Source organism: Xanthomonas sp. NCPPB 1068, assembly GCF_041479385.2.
Lineage (GTDB): Bacteria > Pseudomonadota > Gammaproteobacteria > Xanthomonadales > Xanthomonadaceae > Xanthomonas > Xanthomonas cannabis.
Genome location: NZ_CM192986.1, coordinates 2,497,963 through 2,519,777, shown reverse-complemented (window position 1 = coordinate 2,519,777; position 21,815 = coordinate 2,497,963). Strand labels below are relative to the sequence as shown.

20 protein-coding genes are annotated in these 21,815 nt (G+C 66.6%); 13 read left to right on the top strand and 7 right to left on the bottom strand.

Going from position 1 to position 21,815, the window contains the following annotated elements; genetic code table 11:
* Nucleotides 1-319 precede the first annotated feature (319 nt).
* A complete protein-coding gene (locus ACCQ12_RS10740; protein ID WP_104579669.1) occupies nucleotides 320-961 on the bottom strand; it encodes a response regulator in 642 nt (213 codons plus the stop codon).
* Nucleotides 954-4,046: a sensor histidine kinase gene (locus ACCQ12_RS10735; protein WP_372381689.1), complete on the bottom strand. Its 3,093-nt coding sequence runs from the start codon at nucleotides 4,044-4,046 to the stop codon at nucleotides 954-956. The genes ACCQ12_RS10740 and ACCQ12_RS10735 overlap by 8 nt, the downstream gene beginning before the upstream one ends.
* 475 nt (nucleotides 4,047-4,521) lie before the next feature.
* On the opposite strand from ACCQ12_RS10735, the gene ACCQ12_RS10730 reads away from it, so the two are divergent.
* The 7 genes from ACCQ12_RS10730 to ACCQ12_RS10700 all read left to right on the top strand — a co-directional run bounded on the left by ACCQ12_RS10730 (nucleotide 4,522) and on the right by ACCQ12_RS10700 (nucleotide 10,151).
* Nucleotides 4,522-4,995, top strand: a complete 474-nt coding sequence (locus tag ACCQ12_RS10730) for a helix-turn-helix domain-containing protein (RefSeq protein WP_372381688.1) — start codon at nucleotides 4,522-4,524, stop codon at nucleotides 4,993-4,995.
* On the top strand, nucleotides 4,992-5,648 hold the full coding sequence (locus tag ACCQ12_RS10725; RefSeq protein ID WP_047694923.1) for a hydrolase: 657 nt from the start codon (nucleotides 4,992-4,994) through the stop codon (nucleotides 5,646-5,648). The genes ACCQ12_RS10730 and ACCQ12_RS10725 overlap by 4 nt, the downstream gene beginning before the upstream one ends.
* Nucleotides 5,645-6,082 carry a DoxX family protein gene (locus ACCQ12_RS10720; RefSeq protein ID WP_372381687.1) on the top strand — a complete coding sequence of 146 codons (438 nt, stop codon included), beginning with the start codon at nucleotides 5,645-5,647 and terminating at the stop codon, nucleotides 6,080-6,082. The genes ACCQ12_RS10725 and ACCQ12_RS10720 overlap by 4 nt, the downstream gene beginning before the upstream one ends.
* A gap of 113 nt (nucleotides 6,083-6,195) precedes the next feature.
* Nucleotides 6,196-8,037, top strand: a complete 1,842-nt coding sequence (locus ACCQ12_RS10715) for an amidohydrolase (protein ID WP_372383598.1) — start codon at nucleotides 6,196-6,198, stop codon at nucleotides 8,035-8,037.
* A gap of 85 nt (nucleotides 8,038-8,122) precedes the next feature.
* Nucleotides 8,123-9,760: an MFS transporter gene (locus tag ACCQ12_RS10710; protein ID WP_372381686.1), complete on the top strand. Its 1,638-nt coding sequence runs from the start codon at nucleotides 8,123-8,125 to the stop codon at nucleotides 9,758-9,760.
* Nucleotides 9,761-9,765: 5 nt separating this feature from the next.
* Nucleotides 9,766-9,996, top strand: a complete 231-nt coding sequence (locus ACCQ12_RS10705) for a DUF1427 family protein (protein ID WP_039409767.1) — start codon at nucleotides 9,766-9,768, stop codon at nucleotides 9,994-9,996.
* Nucleotides 9,993-10,151 carry a XapX domain-containing protein gene (locus tag ACCQ12_RS10700; RefSeq protein WP_039409705.1) on the top strand — a complete coding sequence of 53 codons (159 nt, stop codon included), beginning with the start codon at nucleotides 9,993-9,995 and terminating at the stop codon, nucleotides 10,149-10,151. The genes ACCQ12_RS10705 and ACCQ12_RS10700 overlap by 4 nt, the downstream gene beginning before the upstream one ends.
* Before the next feature lie 169 nt (nucleotides 10,152-10,320).
* On the opposite strand, the gene ACCQ12_RS10695 is transcribed toward ACCQ12_RS10700, so the two are convergent.
* Nucleotides 10,321-11,145, bottom strand: a complete 825-nt coding sequence (locus tag ACCQ12_RS10695) for an alpha/beta fold hydrolase (protein ID WP_184371132.1) — start codon at nucleotides 11,143-11,145, stop codon at nucleotides 10,321-10,323.
* A gap of 513 nt (nucleotides 11,146-11,658) precedes the next feature.
* Complete coding sequence (locus ACCQ12_RS10690) at nucleotides 11,659-12,993, bottom strand: Nramp family divalent metal transporter (protein ID WP_372381685.1); 1,335 nt, start codon at nucleotides 12,991-12,993, stop codon at nucleotides 11,659-11,661.
* A 143-nt stretch (nucleotides 12,994-13,136) separates the two neighbouring features.
* On the opposite strand from ACCQ12_RS10690, the gene mntR reads away from it, so the two are divergent.
* The 3 genes from mntR (at nucleotide 13,137) to orn (ending at nucleotide 14,784) form a co-directional block, all read left to right on the top strand.
* Complete coding sequence (gene mntR / locus ACCQ12_RS10685) at nucleotides 13,137-13,604, top strand: manganese-binding transcriptional regulator MntR (RefSeq protein ID WP_039409702.1); 468 nt, start codon at nucleotides 13,137-13,139, stop codon at nucleotides 13,602-13,604.
* A 68-nt stretch (nucleotides 13,605-13,672) separates the two neighbouring features.
* Nucleotides 13,673-14,128: a tRNA adenosine(34) deaminase TadA gene (tadA, locus tag ACCQ12_RS10680; RefSeq protein ID WP_372383597.1), complete on the top strand. Its 456-nt coding sequence runs from the start codon at nucleotides 13,673-13,675 to the stop codon at nucleotides 14,126-14,128.
* A 71-nt stretch (nucleotides 14,129-14,199) separates the two neighbouring features.
* A complete protein-coding gene (gene orn, locus ACCQ12_RS10675) occupies nucleotides 14,200-14,784 on the top strand; it encodes an oligoribonuclease (RefSeq protein ID WP_039564095.1) in 585 nt (194 codons plus the stop codon).
* A 133-nt stretch (nucleotides 14,785-14,917) separates the two neighbouring features.
* Here the strand turns inward: orn and ACCQ12_RS10670 are convergent, their stop codons facing one another.
* Nucleotides 14,918-15,883 carry a mechanosensitive ion channel family protein gene (locus ACCQ12_RS10670; protein ID WP_039564083.1) on the bottom strand — a complete coding sequence of 322 codons (966 nt, stop codon included), beginning with the start codon at nucleotides 15,881-15,883 and terminating at the stop codon, nucleotides 14,918-14,920.
* Nucleotides 15,883-18,261 (bottom strand): phosphoenolpyruvate synthase, encoded by a 2,379-nt coding sequence (gene ppsA / locus ACCQ12_RS10665; protein ID WP_372381684.1) that lies wholly within the window; start codon nucleotides 18,259-18,261, stop codon nucleotides 15,883-15,885. Before ppsA ends, ACCQ12_RS10670 begins: the two co-directional genes overlap by 1 nt.
* A 142-nt stretch (nucleotides 18,262-18,403) precedes the next feature.
* On the opposite strand from ppsA, the gene ppsR reads away from it, so the two are divergent.
* The 3 genes from ppsR to ACCQ12_RS10650 all read left to right on the top strand — a co-directional run bounded on the left by ppsR (nucleotide 18,404) and on the right by ACCQ12_RS10650 (nucleotide 20,654).
* The gene (gene ppsR, locus ACCQ12_RS10660; protein ID WP_047694908.1) at nucleotides 18,404-19,225 is read left to right on the top strand and encodes a posphoenolpyruvate synthetase regulatory kinase/phosphorylase PpsR; all 822 of its coding nucleotides are present in this window, start codon (nucleotides 18,404-18,406) and stop codon (nucleotides 19,223-19,225) included.
* 200 nt (nucleotides 19,226-19,425) lie between these two features.
* Nucleotides 19,426-19,935, top strand: a complete 510-nt coding sequence (locus tag ACCQ12_RS10655; protein ID WP_372381683.1) for a DUF1249 domain-containing protein — start codon at nucleotides 19,426-19,428, stop codon at nucleotides 19,933-19,935.
* A 230-nt stretch (nucleotides 19,936-20,165) separates the two neighbouring features.
* Nucleotides 20,166-20,654 (top strand): NUDIX hydrolase, encoded by a 489-nt coding sequence (locus ACCQ12_RS10650; RefSeq protein WP_039409691.1) that lies wholly within the window; start codon nucleotides 20,166-20,168, stop codon nucleotides 20,652-20,654.
* Nucleotides 20,655-21,008: 354 nt separating this feature from the next.
* Here ACCQ12_RS10650 and ACCQ12_RS10645 read toward each other — a convergent pair whose 3' ends face one another.
* Nucleotides 21,009-21,767, bottom strand: coding sequence for a 3-hydroxybutyrate dehydrogenase (locus ACCQ12_RS10645; protein ID WP_166751068.1), 759 nt, complete (start codon nucleotides 21,765-21,767; stop codon nucleotides 21,009-21,011).
* Between the last annotated feature and the right edge of the window lie 48 nt (nucleotides 21,768-21,815).

The window sequence follows — 21,815 nt, the reverse complement described above, 5'->3', positions numbered from 1 at the left end:
GTTATCGGCTGTCACCCATGATGCTGAAGCGGCCCCCATGCCGCTGGCGGTGCATACGATAGCTCAAGCCGATCCATTTGACAGGGTGCACCGATCGTGGCGTGCGCCTTGCGTTCAAGAATGCGCGACCGTGTTGCAAAGTTGGCGGGGTGGACTGGGGGCGACTGCAGCCCGAGGCGCGCGCTTGCCGGACCAGTCCAGGTCCGTACTTTCGCCAGTCACGCTGCTGCGCTGCAGATCGGCATGGCTGCAGGCAAAACGTCGTGGGTGAAGTTCGATCCCCGCTGTTCGATCGATACAAGCCGGGCACCAGGGGCGCTCAGGTTTCCAGCGACAGGATTCCGCGGCGCAGCGCGACGGTGACCGCATGGGTGCGATCACGCACGCCCAGCTTGGCGAGGATGTTCTTCATGTGCGCCTTGACCGTCTCTTCGGCGATGGTCAGCGCATTGCCGATCTGCTTGTTGGAGCAGCCGGTGGCAACCAGGTTGAGCACCTCGGTCTCACGGGCGGACAGTGCGTCGTCGAGCACGTGGGCGGCGATGTTTTCGGCCACCGACGCCGGCACATGCCGGCGCTGGCCACGGCGCACGTCGCGGATGGTGTCGACCAGTTCGCGCCGCAACGCGCTCTTGAGCAGGTAGCCGCAGGCGCCGGCCTGCAGGGCGCGCACCGCACGCACATCGCCGGTGTAGGTGGTCAGCACGATGACCTTGGCGGACGGGTCGACGCGGCGGATGCGCTGGATGGCTTCCACGCCATCCACGCGCGGCATCTGCAGGTCCATCAACACCACGTCCGGGCGCAGGCGGGTGTAGCAGGCCACCGCCTGTTCGCCGTCTTCGGCCTCGCCCACCACGCGCATGTCGCATTCGGCGGCAAGCATGGCGCTCAGGCCATCGCGCAGCAACGGATGATCGTCCACCACCAGCACGTTGGTTGGTTTGACCGTCTCAGCCATTGAAGCTCTCCATGGAGCGTGCGTGTCCAAAGGGCCACCACCAGCGCGGCGGCCGTGCGTAAGCAGTACGGGCGGGTAGCACGATCTGGATCTCGGTGCCGCTGCCCGGACGCGACCACAATTGCATCTTGGCGCCGATGCGCTGCGCGCGTTCCTGCATGCCGGTCAGCCCCCAGTGCCCGGTGCGCGCCTGACCATGCAGCACGTCCGGGTCCAGGCCGCAGCCATCGTCGCGGATGCGCAGCGTGAAGTCACGTGAACCGTAACGCAGTTCCAGCGCGATGCGCGTGGCCGCGGCATGCCGGTCGGCGTTGGCCAGTGCCTCGCGGCCCAGCTGGAACAGTTCGTCGGCCACCAGCGGACGCAGCGCCACCGCTCGGCCGTCCACCAAGACCTGCAACTCGGCCGCGGGCGGGGGCATGCTGGCGTTGCGCGAGCGCTGCAGCGCGGCGGCCAGGTCTTCGCGCAGCGAGTAGCTGTCGCGCAGGCCGTTGACGCGGTCGCGGCCCTCGATCAGGGCGTTCTCGGCCAGATCCACCGCTTGTTCCAGTTCCAGCCGGCGTGGGTCGTTCCAGGGCAGCGAGCGGCTGGCGGCATGCAGACGCAGGATCAATCCTTGCGTGCCCTGCAACAAGGTGTCGTGCAGCTCGCGGGCGATACGCTCGCGTTCGCGATACCGCTCTTCCAGTCGAGCCCGCAGCCGTCCGGCCACCTGGCGGGTGCGCATGCGCCACAGCAGGGCAAGGGTCAGCAGCAGCGCCAGTGCGGCGCAGACCTTGAACTGCCAGGTCTGCACGAAGGCCGCCTCGATGACGAAATCGAGCGTGTCGCCGCGCGCGTTCCAGACGCCATCGTTGTTGGCGGCGGCGATGCGGAAGCGGTAACGGCCTGGCGCCAGGTTCGTATAGAACGCCTCGTTGCGATTGCCGGCGTCCTGCCAGCGTGCGTCCACGCCCTCCAGCCGGTAGCGGAAGCGCACCCGCTCGGGGCGGGTGAGGCTGACCGCGTCATAGCCGATGCGCAGGCGGTCGGTCCACTTGGGCAGGCGCAGGCCGTCGTCGCGCGGGTAGGGCCGGTCGTTGGCGACGATCTCGGTGATGAAGACATCCGGCGCGGTGGGATTGCGGTAGGTCTGGTCCGGGTCGAGCCAGGCCAGGCCCTGGTTGGTGGTGAACCACAGCAGGCCGTCATCGGCGGCGACGGCGGTAGGCACCGGCGTGGCCTGCTGGGCGATGCCGGGCAACCCATCCATGATGTCGTACAGCCGCATCGGGCCGACCACGCCAGCGCGCACGCTGCTCAGCAATGCCCGTTGCGCTACCTGCACCACGCCACGGTTGCCGTTCAACCACAGCATGCCGTGCCGGTCCTGCACGATGCCGGTGATGCCCTGCAGCAGCGGCGCGCTCTGGTCGGCTACCTGATGGAAGCGGCCATCGGCGCCGAGCACGGCCAGCCCGGTCTCGCCGGCGACCAGGGTGAGCGTGGGCCCGTGCCAGATGGCGGTGATCGGCCCCACCGACAGGCCATCGGCTGCGGCGTAGCGTTTGAGTTGTTGCCCCTGCAGCACGCGCACTTCGCCCTTGACGGTGCCCACCCACAGGCCGCCGTCCCGGGTCGTGGTCAGCACCGAGCAGGGCGTGTCCTGCAGCGTGGCAGCGGGCACCCACGCCTTGCCATCGAAGACATGGGGGCCGCCGGCGTCAGGGCAGACCCATGGCTGGTCGTGGCTGTCCACCATGAAGGCGCGAATGGCGCCGGTCGTCGCGCCGAGCGGCAACGCCACCGCCTGCGCATGGCCGGCCTGCAGACGCAGCAGGGCGTGTTCGCCGAGCACCCAGCCGCTGGCGCTTGCGGGCACTGCCAGGGTGCTGGCGGCGGGCGCGCCGTGCTGCAGGCGCTCGATGCGCTCGCGGCTCAACGCGAGCACGCGGTCGTCGCGCAGGCTGGCCAGCAGCGGGCCGGGCGAGGCGCCCGGCGCGGTCGCAAAGGTGGCCACCGCCATCGGCTGGCCCGGCAGCAACGCGGCCAGCGGCAGCAATGCGCGGTGTCGAAAGCGATTCAGGCCCAGATTGGTGCCGGCCCACAGGTTGCCTTCGCGATCTTCGAGCAGGGGCCCGGCGGTCGCCGAGGTCAGCCCTTGCACCGGTCCGAAGCGTTCCAGCACCGGTGCCGGTGCTGCAGGCAGGGCGATGCGGAACACGCCGTGCGCGGCATAGTCGCTGCCCCACAGCGCGCCATCGCGCATGAAACGGATGCGCCGTGCGAAGACGCCGGGAAATTGCGGCTGGGCGCGCGCACTCGCCGGCAGGACCTGGCCCTTGGAATCGGTCAACGCGAAGACGCCGCGGTAAGGGTCGGCGACCCAGATCACGCCGTCCGGGCTCTCGGCCATGGTGACGTACAGGCCCACCGGCTGGCCGCTGGGTTCGAAGCGTCGCGCACCGGGGCGCAACGACAGAATCTGGGTGCCGTCGCTGACCCAGAGCACGCCGCGCACGTCGCGCAGCAGCCAGTGGGCGCGCGCGGCCGTGTATCCCCAATCGGCGCCGGCGCGCTGCCAGCGTTGGCCATCGAACCAGCACAGACCGCCATCGATGGCGGCCCACATGCGCCCGCTGCCATCGTGCTCGATCCGGAACACCATGCCGTCGGGCACGTCCTTGCCCGGGGCGAAGTGGGTGAGGTGACCGTCTGCAAGGCGGTCGATGCCGGCGTTGAAATAGCCGATCCACGCGGTGTCGTCCGGCGCCAGCGACAGCGCGGTCATGTTGTGCGATGCATAGGCCTCGCCATCCGGCGGCGCCTGCCGCGTGAAGCGCTCGCCATCGAACTGGAACAGGCCGAAGCCGGTGGCCAGCCACAACGGGCCGGCGTCGGCCTGCTGGATGTCCCAGATGTCGGCCGGCGCACCGCGCTCGGTGCTCCAGGCGGTGTGGTGGAACTGCAGCAGCCCGGCACGGGTCACGACGATGTCGCCACGTGCGGCGAGCGCGCACCACGGCAAGCCACCGCACACGACGACGAGCACCGCTGCGCACAGGCGAAACAGCAGGCGTGATCGGATGACGGGGGCATGCGGCATCGCGGCATTGTCGGGCGAGATCGGGGGAAGCACCACCACCTCTTTCGGGGGAGGGACGTCCGGCGCCAAATCGGGTACGCATGGAATGACGCGCAGTCACGCCTGCCTGCACGCAGCACGCATGCATCACGCGCTGCGCGCTGGCGCGCTCGCAGTCTGGTGCGTCCCAACGCTGGTCTGCAGAGGATCCTTCGCCTTGCATCGTGCGGCTATTGCAGTGGCGTTTGCTCTGCCGCCCGTGCTCACCTGCGCCACGATCTGCAAGGGAGCCTCACACCGCAACTTGGGCAGAGGCTGCGTAGCGGCGCGTGGCTGCCAGCGCGCACGGCGCGGTGCTGTGATGACCAACATGCCGCTGCGCTGTTAGGGCGGCATGCCGCTCCCCCGAAAGAGTGAGCGATCGGCCTCACCATCAGGGGTGGGGCGATGCGGGGGCTCGCCGCACCATGGCGGCATTCCCCGCCGGAGACGCCGCATGGCACGTCTGATTGCCACAGGTCGCCCCGATCTGCATGCCGCTGCCACGCTGTCGCCGCATGCACCACGCACACGTGCGGTGGCAAGAGCGCTGCATTACATCGAGACGCACCTATACGAGCCGATCGGCGTGGCGCAACTGGCCGGCGCTGCCTGCATGAGCCGTTTCCATTTCGCACGGGTGTTTCGCGACGCCATCGGCGCCAGCCCGATGGAATACCTGCGCCGTCGTCGGCTCGAATGTGCGCAGGCCATGTTGCGCGAAGGCCGCCACACCATCAGCCAGATCGCCACCGATCTGTGCTTCTTCGATCAGAGCCATTTCGTGCGCAGCTTCCGCAACGCCACCGGCTGCACGCCGGCGCGCTTTGCCGCGCAGGTTGCGGGCGATCGCTGTCTGGCACTACCCGCACCGCGTGCGCATCGGCACACCGGTCATTCCTTTTCCACCTCCCAGGAGCAACACGCATGACCACTGCCACCGCCGTCCCCGGTAACGCCCTGCTGTCGCCCGGCGATCACACCTTGATCCTGATCGACCATCAATCGCAGATGGCCTTTGCCACCCACACCATCGACATCTCGGCACTGCGCAACAACGTGTCGCTGATTGCCAAGGGCGCCAAGGGCTTCAAGGTGCCGGTGATCCTGACCACCGTGGCGGAAAAGTCGTTCTCCGGCCCGCTGTTTCCGGAGTTGCCGGACATCTTTCCGGGTGAGCCGGTGTTCGATCGCACCAGCATGAATGCCTGGGAAGACCAGGGGGTGATCGACCGCGTCAATGCCATCGGCAAGCAGCGCCTGGTGATTGCCGGGCTTTGGACCAGCGTGTGCATCGTCGGCCCGGCCCTGTCGGCCATCGAGCAGGGCTTCGAGGTCTACGTCATCACCGACGCCTGCGGCGATGTCAGCGACGAAGCCCACGAACGCGCCGTCACCCGCATGGTGCAGGCCGGCGCCGCGCCGATCACCAGCGTGCAGTACCTGCTGGAATTGCAGCGCGATTGGGCGCGTGGCGACACCTACGAGCTCACCACCGGCATCGCACGCGCACACGCCGGCGGCTACGGCATCGGCATCCAGTACGCCAAGAGCATGTTCGGCGCCCAGGAAGGCGGGCATTGAACGCACCTACGCCACGCAGTGAGGCCGGTAGTGCCGCGGCATTGTTGATGCTGCGCATTGCCGGCGGCGGCTTCCTGCTGCCGCACGGGCTGGGCAAATTGCTCGGGTGGTTTGGTGGACCCGGGCTGGGCGGTTTTGCAGCAGAGCTGCAGCAGTTCGGGCTTCCGTCCACCACCCCGTTGCCGTTGGTGCTGGCGTTGGTGCAGACACTGTCCGGGCTGGCGGTGCTGCTCGGGCTCTGGACCCGTATGAGTGCCGCGCTGGCGGCGCTGTTCATCGCCACCACCGTGCTGGTGGCGATGCCGAAAGGCTGGTTCTGGATGCATGGCGGCATGGAATATCCGTCGATGTGGCTGCTGGTGTTGCTGGCGCTGGTCGCCGCCGGCGCTGGTCCGTGGTCGCTGGATGGGCTGCGCCGGCAGGGTGCGGCATGAGCCGCGTGCCGGGCGATCACGATGCCGGGCGGCGCCTGCTGATGCAGGGCGCCGCGGCCGGTCTTGCGCTGGGCGTGCTGCCCGGCGCTTCCTCCGCTTCAAGGACGCCTGCCATGGCCGATCTCGTCGTTCGCAATGCGCGCATCACCACGCTCGATCCGCGTCGGCCCAGTGCCACCGCACTTGCCGTCAGCGCTGGGCGCATCGTCGCGGTTGGCGACGATGCGCAGATCATGGCCATGGCTGAAGGTGCCCGCATCATCGATGCACAGGGACGGCGCCTGCTGCCCGGCCTCAACGACAGCCATACCCATCTGATCCGCGGCGGGCTCAACTACAACCTGGAGTTGCGTTGGGATGGCGTGCGCTCGCTGGCCGATGCAATGGCCATGCTCAAGGCGCAGGTCGATCGCACTCCGGCGCCGCAGTGGCTGCGCGTGGTCGGCGGGTTCACCTCGCATCAGTTCGTCGAAAAGCGCCTGCCCACGCTGGGGGAGATCAATGCGATCGCGCCGGATACGCCGGTGTTCCTGCTGCATCTGTACGATCGCGCCTTGCTCAATCGTGCGGCCTTGCGTGCCTGCGGTTACGACAAGAACACGCAGGACCCGCCCGGCGGGCGCATCGAACGCGACAAGCTCGGCAATCCCACCGGTCTGCTGCTGGCCAAGCCCAATGCACTGATCCTGTACGCAAGCCTCGCCAAGGGCCCGCGCCTGCCGGTGGAATACCAGGCCAATTCCACCCGCCATTTCATGCGCGAACTCAATCGCCTGGGCATCACCTCGGTGATCGATGCAGGCGGCGGCTTCCAGAATTATCCGGAGGACTACCAGGTCATCGAACAACTGCATGCGGCTGGCCAGCTGAGCGTGCGCATCGCCTACAACCTGTTCACCCAGAACAAGGGCAAGGAGGTGCAGGACTTCCGTGGCTGGACCGAGCTGCTACCGGTACGCAAGGGCGATGACCTGCTGCGTCACAACGGTGCCGGCGAAATGCTGGTGTTCTCTGCGGCGGACTTCGAATTGTTCAGCGAGCCACGGCCGGAGCTGCCGCCGGAGCTGGAGCCCGAGCTGGAGCAGGTGGTGCGGCTGCTGGTCGAAAAACGCTGGCCGTTCCGGATCCACGCCACCTACGACGAAAGCATCGAGCGCATTCTCGATGTGTACGAGAAGGTCGATGCCGACATCCCGTTCGATGGCCTGCACTGGTTCATCGATCACGCCGAGACCATCACGCCGCGCAACATCGACCGCATCCGCGCGCTGAATGGCGGCATCGCCGTGCAACACCGCATGGCCTACCAGGGTGAGGCGTTTGTGGAGCGCTATGGCGTGCAGGCGGCGCGGCACACGCCACCGGTGCGGCGCATGCTGGCTGCCGGGGTCCCGGTGGGCGCCGGCACCGATGCCACGCGAGTGGCCAGCTACAACCCGTGGGTGGCGCTGTCGTGGCTGGTGACCGGGCGCACCGTCGGCGGGCTTGCGCTGTACGGCGAGGAAAACGTGCTCGATCGCGAGCAGGCGCTGCGCCTGTGGACCCAGGGCAGTGCCTGGTTCTCCGGCGACGAGTCCACCAAGGGCACCCTGGTAGCCGGGCAGCTGGCGGACTTCATCGTGTTGTCGGACGACTATTTTCGTGTCGACGACGCCGCCATTGCCGACATCACCAGTGTGCTCACCGTCTTGGGCGGGCAGGTGGTGCATGGCGATGGCGACTTCGCGGCGCTGGCACCGCGCTTGCCACCTGCGATGCCGGACTGGTCACCGGTCAACCGGTTTGGTGGCTACCACGTGGGCGGCGGAGCCAGTGCACTGTCCGGCGCCGCGCACGTGCATGGCCACGGCTGCCAGGCGCACGGGCCATACCAACATGCGGCCCAGCATGCAGCGCCCAGCGACGACCTGCGCGGTTTCTGGGGCGCATTGGGTTGCTCATGCTTCGCGTTCTGACACCGGCCGCGCGGCCACGCGCAGGCAGCTGCGTGTGGCCGCGCTGCGCCATTCGTCCTGCTTCGTCACCTGGAGCCTTGCTGCAATGACTTTTTCTGCCGCACCTGCCGATGGCGGTGCCTGGGCGCCGCTGCGTGCGCCGATCTTCCGCGCGCTGTGGCTGGCGATTCTGGGCAGCAACATCGGCACCTGGATCAACGATGTCGCCGCATCCTGGGTCATGGCCGAGCAGACCGGCTCACCGCTGATGGTGGCCGCGGTGCAATCGGCCACCACCTTGCCGGTGGTGCTGTTTGCCCTGGCCGCCGGCACCCTGGCCGACATCGTCGACCGCCGCCGTTATCTGATGCTCACCCAGGGCTGGATGCTGCTGGTGGCCGGTGCGCTGGCCGTGCTCGCGCATCTGCACCTGCTGACTCCCTGGGTGCTGGTGGCACTGACCTTTGCGATGGGCATCGGTGCGGCGATGGCCATGCCGGCGCAAGCGGCGATCGTGTCGGAACTGGTGCCGCGCCCGATGCTGGCTTCGGCGGTGGCGCTCAATTCGATCGGCATGAACTTCGCGCGTTCGATCGGCCCGGCGATCGGTGGGCTGATCGTGGCGCAGTTCGGGCCGCCGTGGGCGTTTCTGCTCAACGGGGTGACCTTCGGCCTGATGTTGCTGGTGCTGTGGCGCTGGCGCCGCGAGGCGGATGCTTCGGCGTTGCCGCCGGAGAGTTTCGGCGCGGGCCTGCGTGCGGGCCTGCGCTACGCCGCACGCGCAGGGCGCCTGCAGGCGGTGCTGATCAAGGCCGCGGGGTTCTTCCTGTTTGCCAGCGCATTGACGGCCTTGCTGCCGCTGGTGGTCCGCCGCGACATGCAGCTGGGCGCCGGCAGTTACGGCATCCTGTTGGGCTGCATCGGCATTGGCGCGATCAGCGGTGCGCTGCTGCTGCCGCGCCTGCGCGCGCGCTACGACCGCGACCTGCTGGTGTTGGTCGCCACCGTGGTGTGCGCAGCCTCGTTGCTGGGGCTGTCGCTGTCGCGTCAGATCGGCGTGTTGTGCGTGGTGATGGTGGTCAACGGTCTGGCCTGGATCACCGTGTTGTCGTCGTTGCAGATCGCCGCGCAGACCGCAGTGCCTGCCTGGGTGCGCGCGCGCGCACTCTCGTTGTACATCGTGGTGTTTTCGGCAGGCATGGCGGCCGGCTCGCTGCTATGGGGCGCGCTGGCGCAGCGCACCTCGATCGCGGTTGCCCTGCAGATCGCCGCCGCCGGTGCGGTCATCGCCGCGCTGCTGGTCAAGCGGGCGCGCATTGCCGGCACCGAACAGCTGGACCTCGCACCCGGCGGGCACTGGCCCGCACCGGCGCAATCGGACGCGGTGGAACACGATCGCGGCCCGGTGCTGGTAACGGTGGAATACCGCATCGCCGCCGATGCGCGCCTCACGTTCCTGCAGCTGATGACGCAGCTGGGCAACGCGCGACGCCGCGATGGTGCGGTGGTCTGGGGTATTGCCGAGGATGCGGCGACGCCTGGAGTGCAACTCGAGTACTTCATCGTCGCCTCGTGGCTGGAACACCTGCGACAGCACGAGCGCGTCACCGGCGATGACCGCCAGCTGCAGGAACAGATCCGTGCCCTGCATCAGGGCGAACGCGCGCCGGTGGTGCGCCACTTCGTCGGCGGCGGCGGCGGCGGCGGTGCGGCAGTGCCGCCGCATGCGCATTCGGATATCTGATGGCCGTGAACTGGAAGTTCATCGGCGGTGTCGTGCTGGGCGTGGCCATCGGCGTCGGTTGCCGTGCCGCCGGTATTCCATCGCCTGCACCAACGGCCTTTGTCGGCGCGCTGCTGGTGCTGGCGATGACATGCGGCTATGCAGTGGCCGACCGGTTCCTGGCCCGGCGTGCCGCACGTCATCTGACGCATTGCGGCGGACCCAGCGGCCGCAGTGCAGGGCAGGGCGACGCATGAGCCTGGCATTGCTCGGGGTGCTGCTTGCACTGGCGATTGGCGTTGGCTGTCGTCTGCTCGATCTGCCGTTGCCGGCACCGCCACGCCTGACCGGTGCGCTGCTGGTAGTGGCAATGAGCGGCGGGTTCCTGCTGGCCGACTGGTTGCTGCAATAAGGCAGCGCTGCACCTTGCTGCTGTCTATGCAGACGGCATTGCGGCACTACACCCAACTGAAGACTGCCCGCCGTTGATTCAGCCCTTCCCGGATCCAGCATCAGTATCGTCAACGCAGAAAAGGCCGGCTCTCACGAGCCGGCCCTTGTCGTGCGCGTGACAGCAGCGATCAGGCCTTGGCGAACGCCAGCAGATCCTTGTTGAACTGATCGGCGTGGGTGAAGGTCAGGCCATGCGGCGCGCCCGCATAGATCTTCAGCTCGGCATTCTTGATGATCTTGGCCGACAGCTTGGCCGATGCATCGATCGGGACGATCTGGTCGTCGTCGCCATGCACCACCAGTGCCGGCACATCGATCTTCTTCAGGTCGGCGGTGTAGTCGACCTCGGAAAATTCCCTGATGCAGTCGTACTGACCCTTGTGGCCGCCCAGCATCCCCTGCAGCCAGAACGAATCGCGCATGCCCTGGGTGACCTTGTTGCCGTCGCGGTTGGCGCCGAAGAACGGCGTGGCCAGGTCCTGGTAGAACTGCGAGCGGTCCTTGGCCACGCCGTCGCGGATGCCGTCGAACACGCTCATCGGCAGGCCGCCGGGATTGGTCGGGCTCTTGACCATCTGCGGCGGCACCGCGCCGACCAGCACCACCTTGGCCACGCGCTTGCTGCCATGACGGCCCACATAGTGCGCCACTTCGCCACCGCCGGTGGAATGGCCGACCAGGATGGCATCCTTCAGGTCCAGCGCCTCGATTACGGCGGCCAGGTCGTCGGCGTAGGTGTCCATGTTGTTGCCGTCCCAGGTCTGGCTGGAACGGCCATGGCTGCGGCGGTCATGCGCGATGACGCGGTAGCCGTGCTGCCCCATGAACAGCATCTGCGCGTCCCAGGCATCGCCGCTGAGTGGCCAACCGTGTGCAAACACGACCGGCTGGCCCTTGCCCCAGTCCTTGTAAAAAATGGCGGCCCCGTCGGGGCGTTTGACGAAATTGGACATCGGGTTGACTCCGTGAGTGGACGAGTGGGGTGGGGTGGCAGACGCGGGGTGAGTGGGCGTCGCGGCCGTGGCAAACGTGGGCAGCGACAACGCTGCCACGGCTGCCGTGCCGGAGATGAGAAAGCTGCGGCGTCCGGCATCGGCCGGGTGCGCCTCGAACGGATCCATAGAAACTCCTGTGGGCGAGGGCATGCAGCCCGGCGGTCGCATGGCGCAGTGCATGCCATGCGGCGCGTGCCCACGCCATTGGGTGCGGCGCAGTCACGGACGTGCCGGTGCATCTGCGCAGTAGACCGCTTGCGGGGCCGTTGCAGATTGCATCTGCGTGCGCTCTGCTACCTGGACGCTTGCAGGCGTAGCGCATCGCTCACTGCACCGGGCAGGGCCTGCCCGTCAGCGCGCAGGAGTGCGAACGGGGCGCTTCTGCCCGGCGATCAATCGATGGGCTGCGTCGTGCGCACGCGCGCGGAGCGCATGGATGCGATGTCGAAAAGCGTAGCCCGCACGCGACGCTCAGTGCATTGCTGTGTCCCACAGCAGCTTGCCGTTCAAGGCCACGATCACTGCGGCAATCAGCCAGGCCACGCGCACCAGCCACGCCGGCGCCACCAGCGCGCCCATCAGTCGGCGGTCGGCGACGAAGCGCACCAGCGGGATCACCGCAAACGGCAGTTGCATCGACAGCACCACCTGGCTCAGCACCAGCAGCCGCGCCGTGCCGGCTTCGCCGTACAACCAGGTCACCACCACCACCGGCACGATGGCGATACCGCGGGTCAGCAACCGGCGCAGCCATGGCGGCAGCCGCAGTTGCAGGAAGCCTTCCATCACGATCTGCCCGGCCAGGGTCGCGGTCACGGTGGAGTTGACGCCGGAGGCGAGCAGGGCGACTGCGAACAGGGTCGAGGCCAGGCCCACGCCCAGCATCGGCGCCAGCAGCGCGTGCGCCTGTTCGATCTCCTGCACGTCGGTGCGGCCTTGCGCATGAAACACCGCTGCGGCCAGGATCAGGATCGAGGCATTGATGAACAATGCGAGCATCAGCGCCACCGTGCTGTCGGTGACCGCCCAGCGCAGTGCCGAGCGCCGTCCGTCATCGGTACGCGGGTACGCACGTGTCTGCACGATCGAGGAATGCAGATACAGGTTATGCGGCATCACGGTCGCCCCGATGATGCCGATCGCCAGGTACAGCGCCTGCGGGTCGGTGACCACGCGCGCGTGCGGAATGAAGCCGCCCAGCACCGCCGCAACCGGCGGGGCCGCCAGCGCGATCTGGATGCCGAAACACACGAAGATGATCAGCAGCAAGGCCATCACGAATGCTTCCAGCGCACGGAAGCCCCGGTGCATCAACAGCAGCACCAGCACCACATCCACTGCGGTGATGATCGCGCCCAGCGTCAGCGGGATGCCGAACAGCAGCTTCAACGCGATCGCCGTGCCGATCACTTCGGCCAGATCGCAGGCGATGATCGCCAGCTCGCACAGTCCCCACAAGGCCAGGTTCACGCCGCGCGGGTAGCGCGCCCGGCAGGCCTGCGCCAGGTCCAGGCCGGTGGCAATCCCCAGCCGCGCCGACAGGCCCTGCAGCACGATGGCCATGATGTTGGACAGCAGGATCACCGACAGCAGCAGATAGCCGAACTGCGAACCGCCGGCCAGGTCGGTGGCCCAATTGCCCGGGTCCATGTACCCCACCGACACCATGTAGCCCGGCCCCAGGAACGCCAGCAGCCGGAACCACCAGTGACCACCGCCAGGGACGGCCACGCTGGCGTGGTGATCTCCGAGCCCACCAGTGGACGCGGCGGGCAAGCGGACAGACGCAGGGGTATCGGTGGACATGCGCGGCAGGCAAAGGGCGGTCAACGGGATGATATAGCAAGTGCTATGCTGTTGAGCATTGGCAAACCCAATCGTATTGATCGGCCGCGTGCCTCAAACTAGGCGCCCCGGCAGCGAGGCCGGACGGGATGACGAGGACAAGGGTGGGCAAGAGCGAAAAGCTGGAGGCGGCCACGCCGTCCCTGATCGATGCGCAGGTGCATATGGAGAGCTTCCGCCAGGTGCGCGAAGCGCGCCGCGCCGAGCTGGTCGAGGACTACGTGGAGCTGATCTCCGACCTGCTGGTGGACGGCGGCGAGGCGCGCCAGGTCGATATCGCCGCGCGCTTGGGCGTGGCCCAACCCACCGTGGCCAAGATGCTCAAGCGCCTGGTGCGCGATGGCTGGGTGGTGCAGCGGCCGTATCGTGGCGTCTTCCTGACCCCGGCGGGCGAGGCATTGGCCGCGTCCAGTCGCCAGCGGCACCAGATCGTCGAACGCTTCCTGCTTGCCCTTGGCATCGACGAGGCCACCGCCCGCCGCGACGCCGAGGGCATCGAGCACCATGTCAGCGAGGCCACCGTGGCGGCCTTTGCCGCGTTTCTGGACCGCCAGGGCGGCCCGGCCGCGTGAACGCGTCGGCCGACGCACCGGCCGGTGCAGCGCTCGATGCGTCCCAGGCGGCGCTCGACGCGCGCTGGATGCACCACGCCTTGCGCCTGGCCGAGCGTGCCGAGCGCGACTATGACGAGATTCCGGTAGGGGCGGTGCTGGTCGATGCAGCCGGCACACTGCTGGGCGAAGGCTGGAACTACAACATCGCCAGTCACGATCCCAGCGCGCACGCCGAGATCATGGCCATGCGCGAGGGCGGCCGCCGGCTGGCCAATCACCGCCTGATCGGCTGCACGCTCTATGTCACCCTGGAGCCATGTGCAATGTGCGCCATGGCCATGATCCATGCGCGCATCGCGCGCGTGGTGTTCGCGGCAAGCGACCCCAAGACCGGCGCCTGCGGCAGCGTGTTCGACCTGCTTGCCGACCCGCGCCACAACCACCGTGTGCAGGTCAGCGGTGGGGTGCTGGCAGCCGACGCCAGTCTGCGCCTGACCAATTATTTCCGCGCCAAGCGCGGCAAGCCGCCGCTGCTGCCGTGAGCGGCTTGCCGCGGTATGATGCGCGCCCTTTCCAGCATCCGGCCGGCGACGGCTCTCCACAGGACCGCGATATGGCAGACACCCTTGCAGGCAACGACCGACTGATCTGGATCGATCTGGAGATGACCGGCCTGGATACCGACCGCGATTCCATCATCGAGATCGCCACCATCGTGACCGATGCGCAGTTGAACGTGCTTGCCGAAGGGCCGGAACTGGCCATTGCCCATCCGCTGGAAACCCTGGAGGCGATGGATGAGTGGAACCGCAACCAGCATCGGCGCTCGGGACTGTGGCAACGCGTGCTGGACAGCCAGGTCACCCATGCGCAGGCGGAAGCGCAGACCGTGGCATTCCTGAGCGAGTGGATCCGTGCCGGCGCTTCGCCGATGTGCGGCAATTCGATCTGCCAGGATCGCCGCTTCCTGCACCGCCAGATGTCGCGGCTGGAGCGCTACTTCCACTATCGCAACCTGGACGTCTCCACCATCAAGGAGCTGGCGCGTCGCTGGGCGCCGACGGTGGCCAACGGGTTTGCCAAGAGCTCGGCGCATACCGCACTGAGCGACGTCCGCGATTCCATCGACGAGCTGCGCCACTATCGCCAGTTCATGGGCGCACTGGGCGGTGACACCGAGGCAGGCGTGCAGGGCTGATCGGCGCTGCCCGGGCCTGATGCGATCGGAGGATGTCCGCATCTGCGCGCGCTTTCGTGAGAACGCATGCCCCCCGAAAACAACAAAGGCCGCATCTTCCGATGCGGCCTTTTGTTCGCCGTAAATAGCTGGCTCAGCGTGCCAGCGGTGGCCCCTTGGTCAGGTCGCCATCGTCGGTGACGCCCTTGAGCAGCAGCTCCGAGATCGGCTTGCCGTCGGCGTCGTGGTGATACACATGCAGATCGCGTTGCGGATACGGAATGCTGAGTCCATTTTCCAGCAACTGGTTGCGGATCTGCTCCAGTGTGGTGCTCTTGGCCGCGCCGAAGTTGCCGTTGGTGGCGTAAGCAAACAACATCAGATCCACCGTGCTTTCGCCCAGATTGGTCACCTGCACGAACGGCGCGGGCGATTCCAGGATGTTGGGATTGTCCTTGGCGATCTGCAGCAATAGCTGCTGGGCCTTTTTCAGATCGTCTTCGTAGCCCACGCCAACAGTCACCTCGAGACGCCGGTTGGGCAGGGTGCTGTAGTTGATGATGGGTGCGGTGGTGATCGTGCTGTTGGGCAGGGTGATCATGCGCTCATCGAACGAGCGCACCCGGGTCTGGAAGATCCGGATCTCGTCGACAATGCCTTCCTGGCCGGCAATGACGACGTGGTCGCCGTCGCGCATCGGTCGCAACACGATCAGCATGACCCCGGCGGCGATATTGGACAGCGAGTCCTTCAAGGCCAGACCCACGGCCAGGCCGGCCGCGCCCAGCACCGCAATCAACGAGGTCGGCGGCACACCGATCTGGCTCAGTGCACTGACAAATACCAGGACCAGCAGCAATGCGTAGACGACATTGCGCAGGAAGTTGGTCAAGGTGATCTCGACCCGGGCACGGCTCAGAACACGATGCAGCCATTGGCTCAGCTGCCTGGCCAGCCACATGCCGATCACCACGATCAGCAGTGCGACTCCCCAGTTGAGGGCGTACTGCGCCCACGGGATGGTCGACCAATTGAATGCCGGTTCGGCCGTCTTCACCGCCGCCGGCTTGGCAGCCGCTGCTCCCGCAGCGGCTGCCACCAATGCACCAAACAGCCCCATCAGCTCTCGCTCTTGAGTTTGGCCAGCCGCAGCCAGGTATCGACCACGGTGTCAGGATTCAAGGACACCGACTCGATGCCTTCCTGCATCAACCACTCTGCCAGTTCCGGGTGATCCGACGGCCCCTGGCCGCAGATGCCGACATACTTGCCCTTGGCGCGCGCCGACTTGATGGCCATCGACAGCAACTTCTTGACTGCCGGATTCCGCTCGTCGAACAGGTGCGCCACGATCGACGAGTCGCGATCCAGGCCCAGGGTCAGCTGGGTCAGGTCGTTGGAGCCGATCGAGAAGCCGTCGAAGATCTCCAGGAATTCATCGGCCAGCAGCGCGTTGGACGGCAGCTCGCACATCATGATGATCTTGAGTCCGTTCTCGCCCTGCTTGAGCCCGTTCTGCTCCAGCACCTCGATCACCTTGCGGCCTTCTTCCAGCGTGCGCACGAACGGGATCATCACCCAGAGGTTGTCCAGGCCCATCTCGTTGCGCACCTTCAGCACCGCCTTGCACTCCAGCGCGAACGCCTTGGTGAAGGACGGATCGACATAGCGGCTGGCGCCACGGAAGCCGATCATCGGGTTCTCTTCATGCGGTTCGTAACGCGAGCCGCCGATCAGGTTGGCGTACTCGTTGGACTTGAAGTCCGACAAACGCACGATCACCGTATTCGGCGCCACCGAGGCGGTGAGGGTGGCGATGCCCTCGGCCAGACGGTTGACGTAGAAGCTCACCGGGTCGCCGTAGCCGGCGATCTTGGCGTCGATCTTCTTGCGGACATCGGCGTCCTGCTTGTCGTACTCCAGCAGCGCGTTCGGGTGGATGCCGATATGCGCGGCAATGATCATTTCCAGGCGCGCCAGGCCGATGCCGGCGTTGGGCAGCTGGCCGAAGTCGAACGCACGCTCCGGGTTGGCCACGTTCATCATGATCTTGAGCGGGGCAGGCGGCATGTTGCCCAGATCGGTGGTGGTGCGCTCGAACGCCAACTCGCCGTCGTAGATGAAGCCGGTATCGCCTTCGGCGCAGCTCACGGTCACTAGCTGGCCGTCGCTGATGATCTCGGTGGCGTTGCCCGAGCCGACCACCGCCGGTACGCCGAGTTCGCGCGCGATGATCGCCGCATGGCAGGTGCGCCCGCCACGGTTGGTCACGATCGCCGAGGCGCGCTTCATCACCGGCTCCCAATCGGGGTCGGTCATGTCGGCGATCAACACGTCGCCGGCCTGGACACGATTCATGTCTTCCAGTGAGCGCACCACACGTGCGACGCCGCTACCGATCTTGGCACCGACTGCGCGGCCTTCGACCAGGATCTTGGCGTCCTTGGCCTCCAGCGAGAAGCGCTCGATCTGGGTGGCGTGGCTGCGCGACTTCACCGTTTCCGGGCGCGCCTGCACGATGAACAACTTGCCGCTGACACCGTCCTTGGCCCACTCAATATCCATCGGACGGCCGTAATGCTTTTCGATGACAAGCGCCTGCTTGGACAGTTCCTGCACGTCCTCGTCGCTAATCGAGAAGGTGCTGCGCAGCTCCAACGGCGTGTCTTCGATACGCACGCGTTCGCCGGGTACATCCGAATACACCATGCGAATGGCCTTGCTGCCCAGCGAGCGACGCAGGATCGCCGGCTTGCCGGCCGTGAGCGTCGGCTTGTAGACGTAGAATTCGTCCGGATTGACCGCGCCCTGCACGACCATCTCGCCCAGGCCGAAGCTGGAGGTGACGAACACCACGTCGCGGAAGCCGGATTCGGTGTCCAGCGTGAACAGCACGCCCGACGAACCCACGCCCGAGCGTACCATCAACTGCACGCCGGCCGACAGGAACACGTCCTCGTGCTTGAAGCCGTGATGCACGCGGTAGGCGATTGCACGATCGTTATAGAGCGAGGCGAACACTTCCTTGACCTTGTGCACCACATCGTCGGCGCCGGTCACGTTGAGGAAGGTTTCCTGCTGGCCGGCGAACGAGGCGTCCGGCAGATCTTCGGCGGTGGCCGACGAACGCACGGCCACGGCCACTTCGCCGCCGCCGTTTTCGGCGCACAGCTTGTCGTAGGCAGTGCGGATGTCGCGGTCCAGCTCCGGTTGCAGCGGGGCGTCGATCACCCAGCCGCGGATTTCCTTGCCGGCCACGGTCAGGGCATTGACGTCCTCGACATCCAGCGTTTCGAGCTTGTCGAAAATGCGCTTGGACAGGTCGTTGTGTGCGATGAAGTCCTTGAAAGCTTCGGCGGTGGTCGCATATCCACCCGGAACCGACACGCCCAGCCCGGCCAGGTTGCCGATCATCTCGCCGAGCGAGGAATTTTTACCGCCTACGCGGGCCAGATCGGCCAGGCGTAGCTCATGCAACCACAGGATATTCTCGTTCAAGCGCGATGCTCCGTATGGCCATCGCCCGAGCGGGCTGGATGGCCGCGTCCGTAGGAAGAAGCCGCTATGATGCAGTGCACAGCGGAATCTGCACAAGCATGAACCCGTAAGTTTTGGACACCAGTTCAAAGAGGTGGTCTTGATGTCAACAATCCGGCCGGTGTTTTACGTCTCCGATGGAACCGGTATCACCGCTGAAACGATTGGGCACAGCCTGCTCACCCAGTTCAGCGGATTCAACTTCGTCACCGACCGCATGTCGTTCATTGATGATGCAGAAAAAGCGCGCGACGCCGCGATGCGGGTGCGCGCGGCCGGGGAGCGGTACCAGGTGCGTCCAGTGGTCGTCAATTCGTGCGTCGATCCACAGTTGAGCATGATCCTGGCCGAGAGCGGGGCGTTGATGCTGGACGTATTTGCGCCCTTCATCGAGCCGCTTGAGCGCGAGCTCAATGCGCCGCGCCATTCGCGCGTGGGGCGTGCACACGGCATGGTGGATTTCGAGACCTATCACCGCCGCATCAATGCGATGAACTTCGCCCTCAGCCATGACGACGGCATTGCGCTCAATTACGACGAGGCCGACGTGATCCTGGTGGCGGTGTCGCGTGCGGGCAAGACGCCGACCTGCATCTACCTGGCCTTGCATTACGGCATCCGCGCCGCCAACTATCCGTTGACCGAAGAAGACCTTGAGAACGAACGGCTACCGCCGCGCTTGCGTAATTACCGCAGCAAGCTGTTCGGTCTGACCATCGATCCGGAGCGTCTGCAGCAGATCCGCCAGGAACGTCGCGCCAATTCGCGCTACAGCGCGGCTGAAACCTGTCGCCGCGAGGTGGCCATTGCCGAGCGGATGTTCCAGATGGAACGCATTCCTTCGTTGAGCACCACCAATACCTCGATCGAGGAAATCTCCAGCAAGGTGCTGTCCACGCTGGGGCTGCAGCGCGAGATGTTCTGAGGCCGGGATTGGTAGGCGGGATTCGGGAGTGGGCAAGCAAGCGTCGCGTTCACGCTGCGGACGTATCGGCGGCGCGGCGGCAGGCTCGCCGCCAACCCAGCGGAAATCAAGCGGGCGGGGTAGTGCCTCGCCAAGGTAGGCCTGCGATCGTTCCCTCGTCAATGCTGCCCGTGCGGCAGCGCAGCGTGTAGGATCGGTGCATGGCCCAGGCATTGAGCAAACTCGAAATCATCCCCCGCCTGAGCCGGTTTGGCTGGCTGATGGGGTTGTATGCAGAAAACTTCCAGCACCTGACCCGTCTGTTCGCACCCGCCGATCTGGCACCCGGGTCGTATGTGTCCTCGATCGGTGACGGCCTGGATTTGCGCCTGGATGTGATCGAGTGCCATCGCTACACCGTCGAACTGCGGCTGACCTACGACCTGTGCGACCCGGTCACCGGCGAGCCCGACCCGTCTGCCTACGTGCGTCTGTATCGAGATGCGCGCCAGGCCGAGACCACGCATTGCTACGTCGGCCGTCGCTGGCAGGACGTCATGGGGATGTTTCCGCCGCCGGCCGAGCTGATCAGCCATCGCATGCGCATGAACACCTTCCTGGGCAAATGGCTGGAGTACCTGGCCGAACGCGGTCACGGTGTCGCCACGCTGAAGCTGGATACGGACTACGTTGCGCCGCCGCGGCCCGGTTCGCAGGCCGCTGTCGGCTAAGACGCGAAACGCTGGCGTGGCTTGCGAGCCCGGTGTGCCGCATTTGGCAAGGCTTGTACGGCTGTGCAACGTGGCGGACTCGAGCGTTACCGGTGTGTTCGCCAGGTGGCTTCGTCGGTTTTCCTGCAAGGCCGACACGCGGTGCACAAGCAGCCCGCACAGGCCGGTCGTGTCGCGCGAGCCTCGACTGCATCGGTCATACTGCTGCGCTTCGTGTCAGATCCCGTGCCATGCCCTATACCCCGATTGTCGCCACGCTTGGCTACCTGCTGTCGCCGGACGGCACGCAGGTGCTGATGATCCACCGCAATGCGCGTCCCGGCGATCAGCATCTGGGCAAGTACAACGGGTTGGGTGGCAAGGTGGAGCCGGACGAGGACGTGCTGGCCTGCATGCGTCGCGAGATCCGCGAAGAGGCCGGCGTCGACTGTGGCGACATGCAGCTGCGCGGCACCATCAGCTGGCCCGGGTTTGGCAAGCAGGGCGAGGACTGGCTGGGTTTCGTCTTTCTGATCCGCAGTTTCCAGGGCACGCCGCACACCTCCAATCCGGAGGGCACGCTGGAATGGATTCCGGTCGCGCAGATGGACCAGGTGCCGATGTGGGAAGGCGATCGCCATTTCCTGCCGCTGGTGTTCGATGGCGACCCGCGCCCGTTTCACGGCGTCATGCCCTACCGCGATGGACGCATGCAATCGTGGACGTACTCGCGCGTCTGAGGCGCGCGGGAGATCGCAGCGCCTGACCAGGCGCCTGCTGCCCTGGTCCGGACGCATGCTCGGCCGAGCGCTCCGCGGCCGGGCCGATGGCTGCACCGCGCGTGCACGCACTGCACCTGGCAGCGCCGCGCGCGCGCTTCAGTCAGGCCAGCGCGCGTCGCTACAGCGAGCACAACCCTATTGCCCGCTGCAACGATACGCTGCCGGCATCGACACCGATGTCGGTCCCGCGATGCGGTTGTGCACTTCTCCACATCGCCTGTGGATGACGGCTGGGCAAGTCTGTGGACAACTGCCCGGTGCCCTTGCGCTGCAACGTTGTCGAGCTGGCTGGCGAAAGTTTCGCCAGCGCGCTCATTGCGCCGTCCAGCCGCCGTCGATGGCGATCGACTGCCCGGTGATGTTGCGCGCGGCATGCGACATCAGGAAAGCCACCGTGCCGGCCAGCTCGTCGTACTCAATGAAGGCGCCCTTGGGCATCGGCTTGAGCATCACATCGCGGATCACCGCATCTTCGGCGATACCGCGGGTGCGGGCCTGGTCGGCAATCTGGCGCTCCACCAGCGGCGTGCGCACATAGCTGGGGCAGAGCGTGTTGACGGTGATGTCGCAGTCGGCGGCCTCCAGCGCGATCACCTTGGCCAGCCCGACCAGGCCGTGCTTGGCGGCCACATAGGCGCTCTTGTAGGGGCTGGCCACCAGCGAATGGATGCTGCCGATGTTGACGATGCGGCCATAGCCGGCCGCACGCATGCTGGGCAGCACCGCACGGCTGAGTCGCGCAGCGCCGGTCAGCATCACGTCCACCAGCAGCGCCCAGCGCTGCATGGGGAAGTCTTCCAGCGCAGCCACCTGCTGCAGGCCGGCGTTATTCACCAGCACCTGCGGCGCGCGGGATGCCGTCGCCAGGGCCTGCGCAATGCTGTCATCGTCTGTGACGTCCAGCGCCAGTGCCTCGGCCGAGCCGCCCGCATCGCACAGTTGCTGCGCGACGTGGGTGGCGGCGGCATGGTCCATGTCGCTGACCAGCAGGTGGTGGCCATCGGTTGCCAGTTGGGCGGCAAGGCCGGCGCCAATGCCGCTGCCCGCGCCGGTGATCAGGATGCTGTGCATCGGGTGTCCTTGAGCAGTGCGTGGCCCGGAGCGGCCACGCTGGTCGTC

Bases quoted from the DNA above. Each gene is read 5' to 3' on its own strand.
- ACCQ12_RS10740 (WP_104579669.1), bottom strand. From the start codon at position 961: ATGGCTGAGACGGTCAAACCAACCAACGTGCTGGTGGTGGACGATCAT.
- ACCQ12_RS10735 (WP_372381689.1), bottom strand. From the start codon at position 4,046: ATGCCGCATGCCCCCGTCATCCGATCACGCCTGCTGTTTCGCCTGTGC.
- ACCQ12_RS10730 (WP_372381688.1), top strand. From the start codon at position 4,522: ATGGCACGTCTGATTGCCACAGGTCGCCCCGATCTGCATGCCGCTGCC.
- ACCQ12_RS10725 (WP_047694923.1), top strand. From the start codon at position 4,992: ATGACCACTGCCACCGCCGTCCCCGGTAACGCCCTGCTGTCGCCCGGC.
- ACCQ12_RS10715 (WP_372383598.1), top strand. From the start codon at position 6,196: ATGGCCGATCTCGTCGTTCGCAATGCGCGCATCACCACGCTCGATCCG.
- ACCQ12_RS10710 (WP_372381686.1), top strand. From the start codon at position 8,123: ATGACTTTTTCTGCCGCACCTGCCGATGGCGGTGCCTGGGCGCCGCTG.
- ACCQ12_RS10700 (WP_039409705.1), top strand. From the start codon at position 9,993: ATGAGCCTGGCATTGCTCGGGGTGCTGCTTGCACTGGCGATTGGCGTT.
- ACCQ12_RS10695 (WP_184371132.1), bottom strand. From the start codon at position 11,145: ATGTCCAATTTCGTCAAACGCCCCGACGGGGCCGCCATTTTTTACAAG.
- ACCQ12_RS10690 (WP_372381685.1), bottom strand. From the start codon at position 12,993: ATGTCCACCGATACCCCTGCGTCTGTCCGCTTGCCCGCCGCGTCCACT.
- tadA (WP_372383597.1), top strand. From the start codon at position 13,673: ATGCACCACGCCTTGCGCCTGGCCGAGCGTGCCGAGCGCGACTATGAC.
- orn (WP_039564095.1), top strand. From the start codon at position 14,200: ATGGCAGACACCCTTGCAGGCAACGACCGACTGATCTGGATCGATCTG.
- ACCQ12_RS10670 (WP_039564083.1), bottom strand. From the start codon at position 15,883: ATGGGGCTGTTTGGTGCATTGGTGGCAGCCGCTGCGGGAGCAGCGGCT.
- ppsR (WP_047694908.1), top strand. From the start codon at position 18,404: ATGTCAACAATCCGGCCGGTGTTTTACGTCTCCGATGGAACCGGTATC.
- ACCQ12_RS10655 (WP_372381683.1), top strand. From the start codon at position 19,426: ATGGCCCAGGCATTGAGCAAACTCGAAATCATCCCCCGCCTGAGCCGG.
- ACCQ12_RS10650 (WP_039409691.1), top strand. From the start codon at position 20,166: ATGCCCTATACCCCGATTGTCGCCACGCTTGGCTACCTGCTGTCGCCG.
- ACCQ12_RS10645 (WP_166751068.1), bottom strand. From the start codon at position 21,767: ATGCACAGCATCCTGATCACCGGCGCGGGCAGCGGCATTGGCGCCGGC.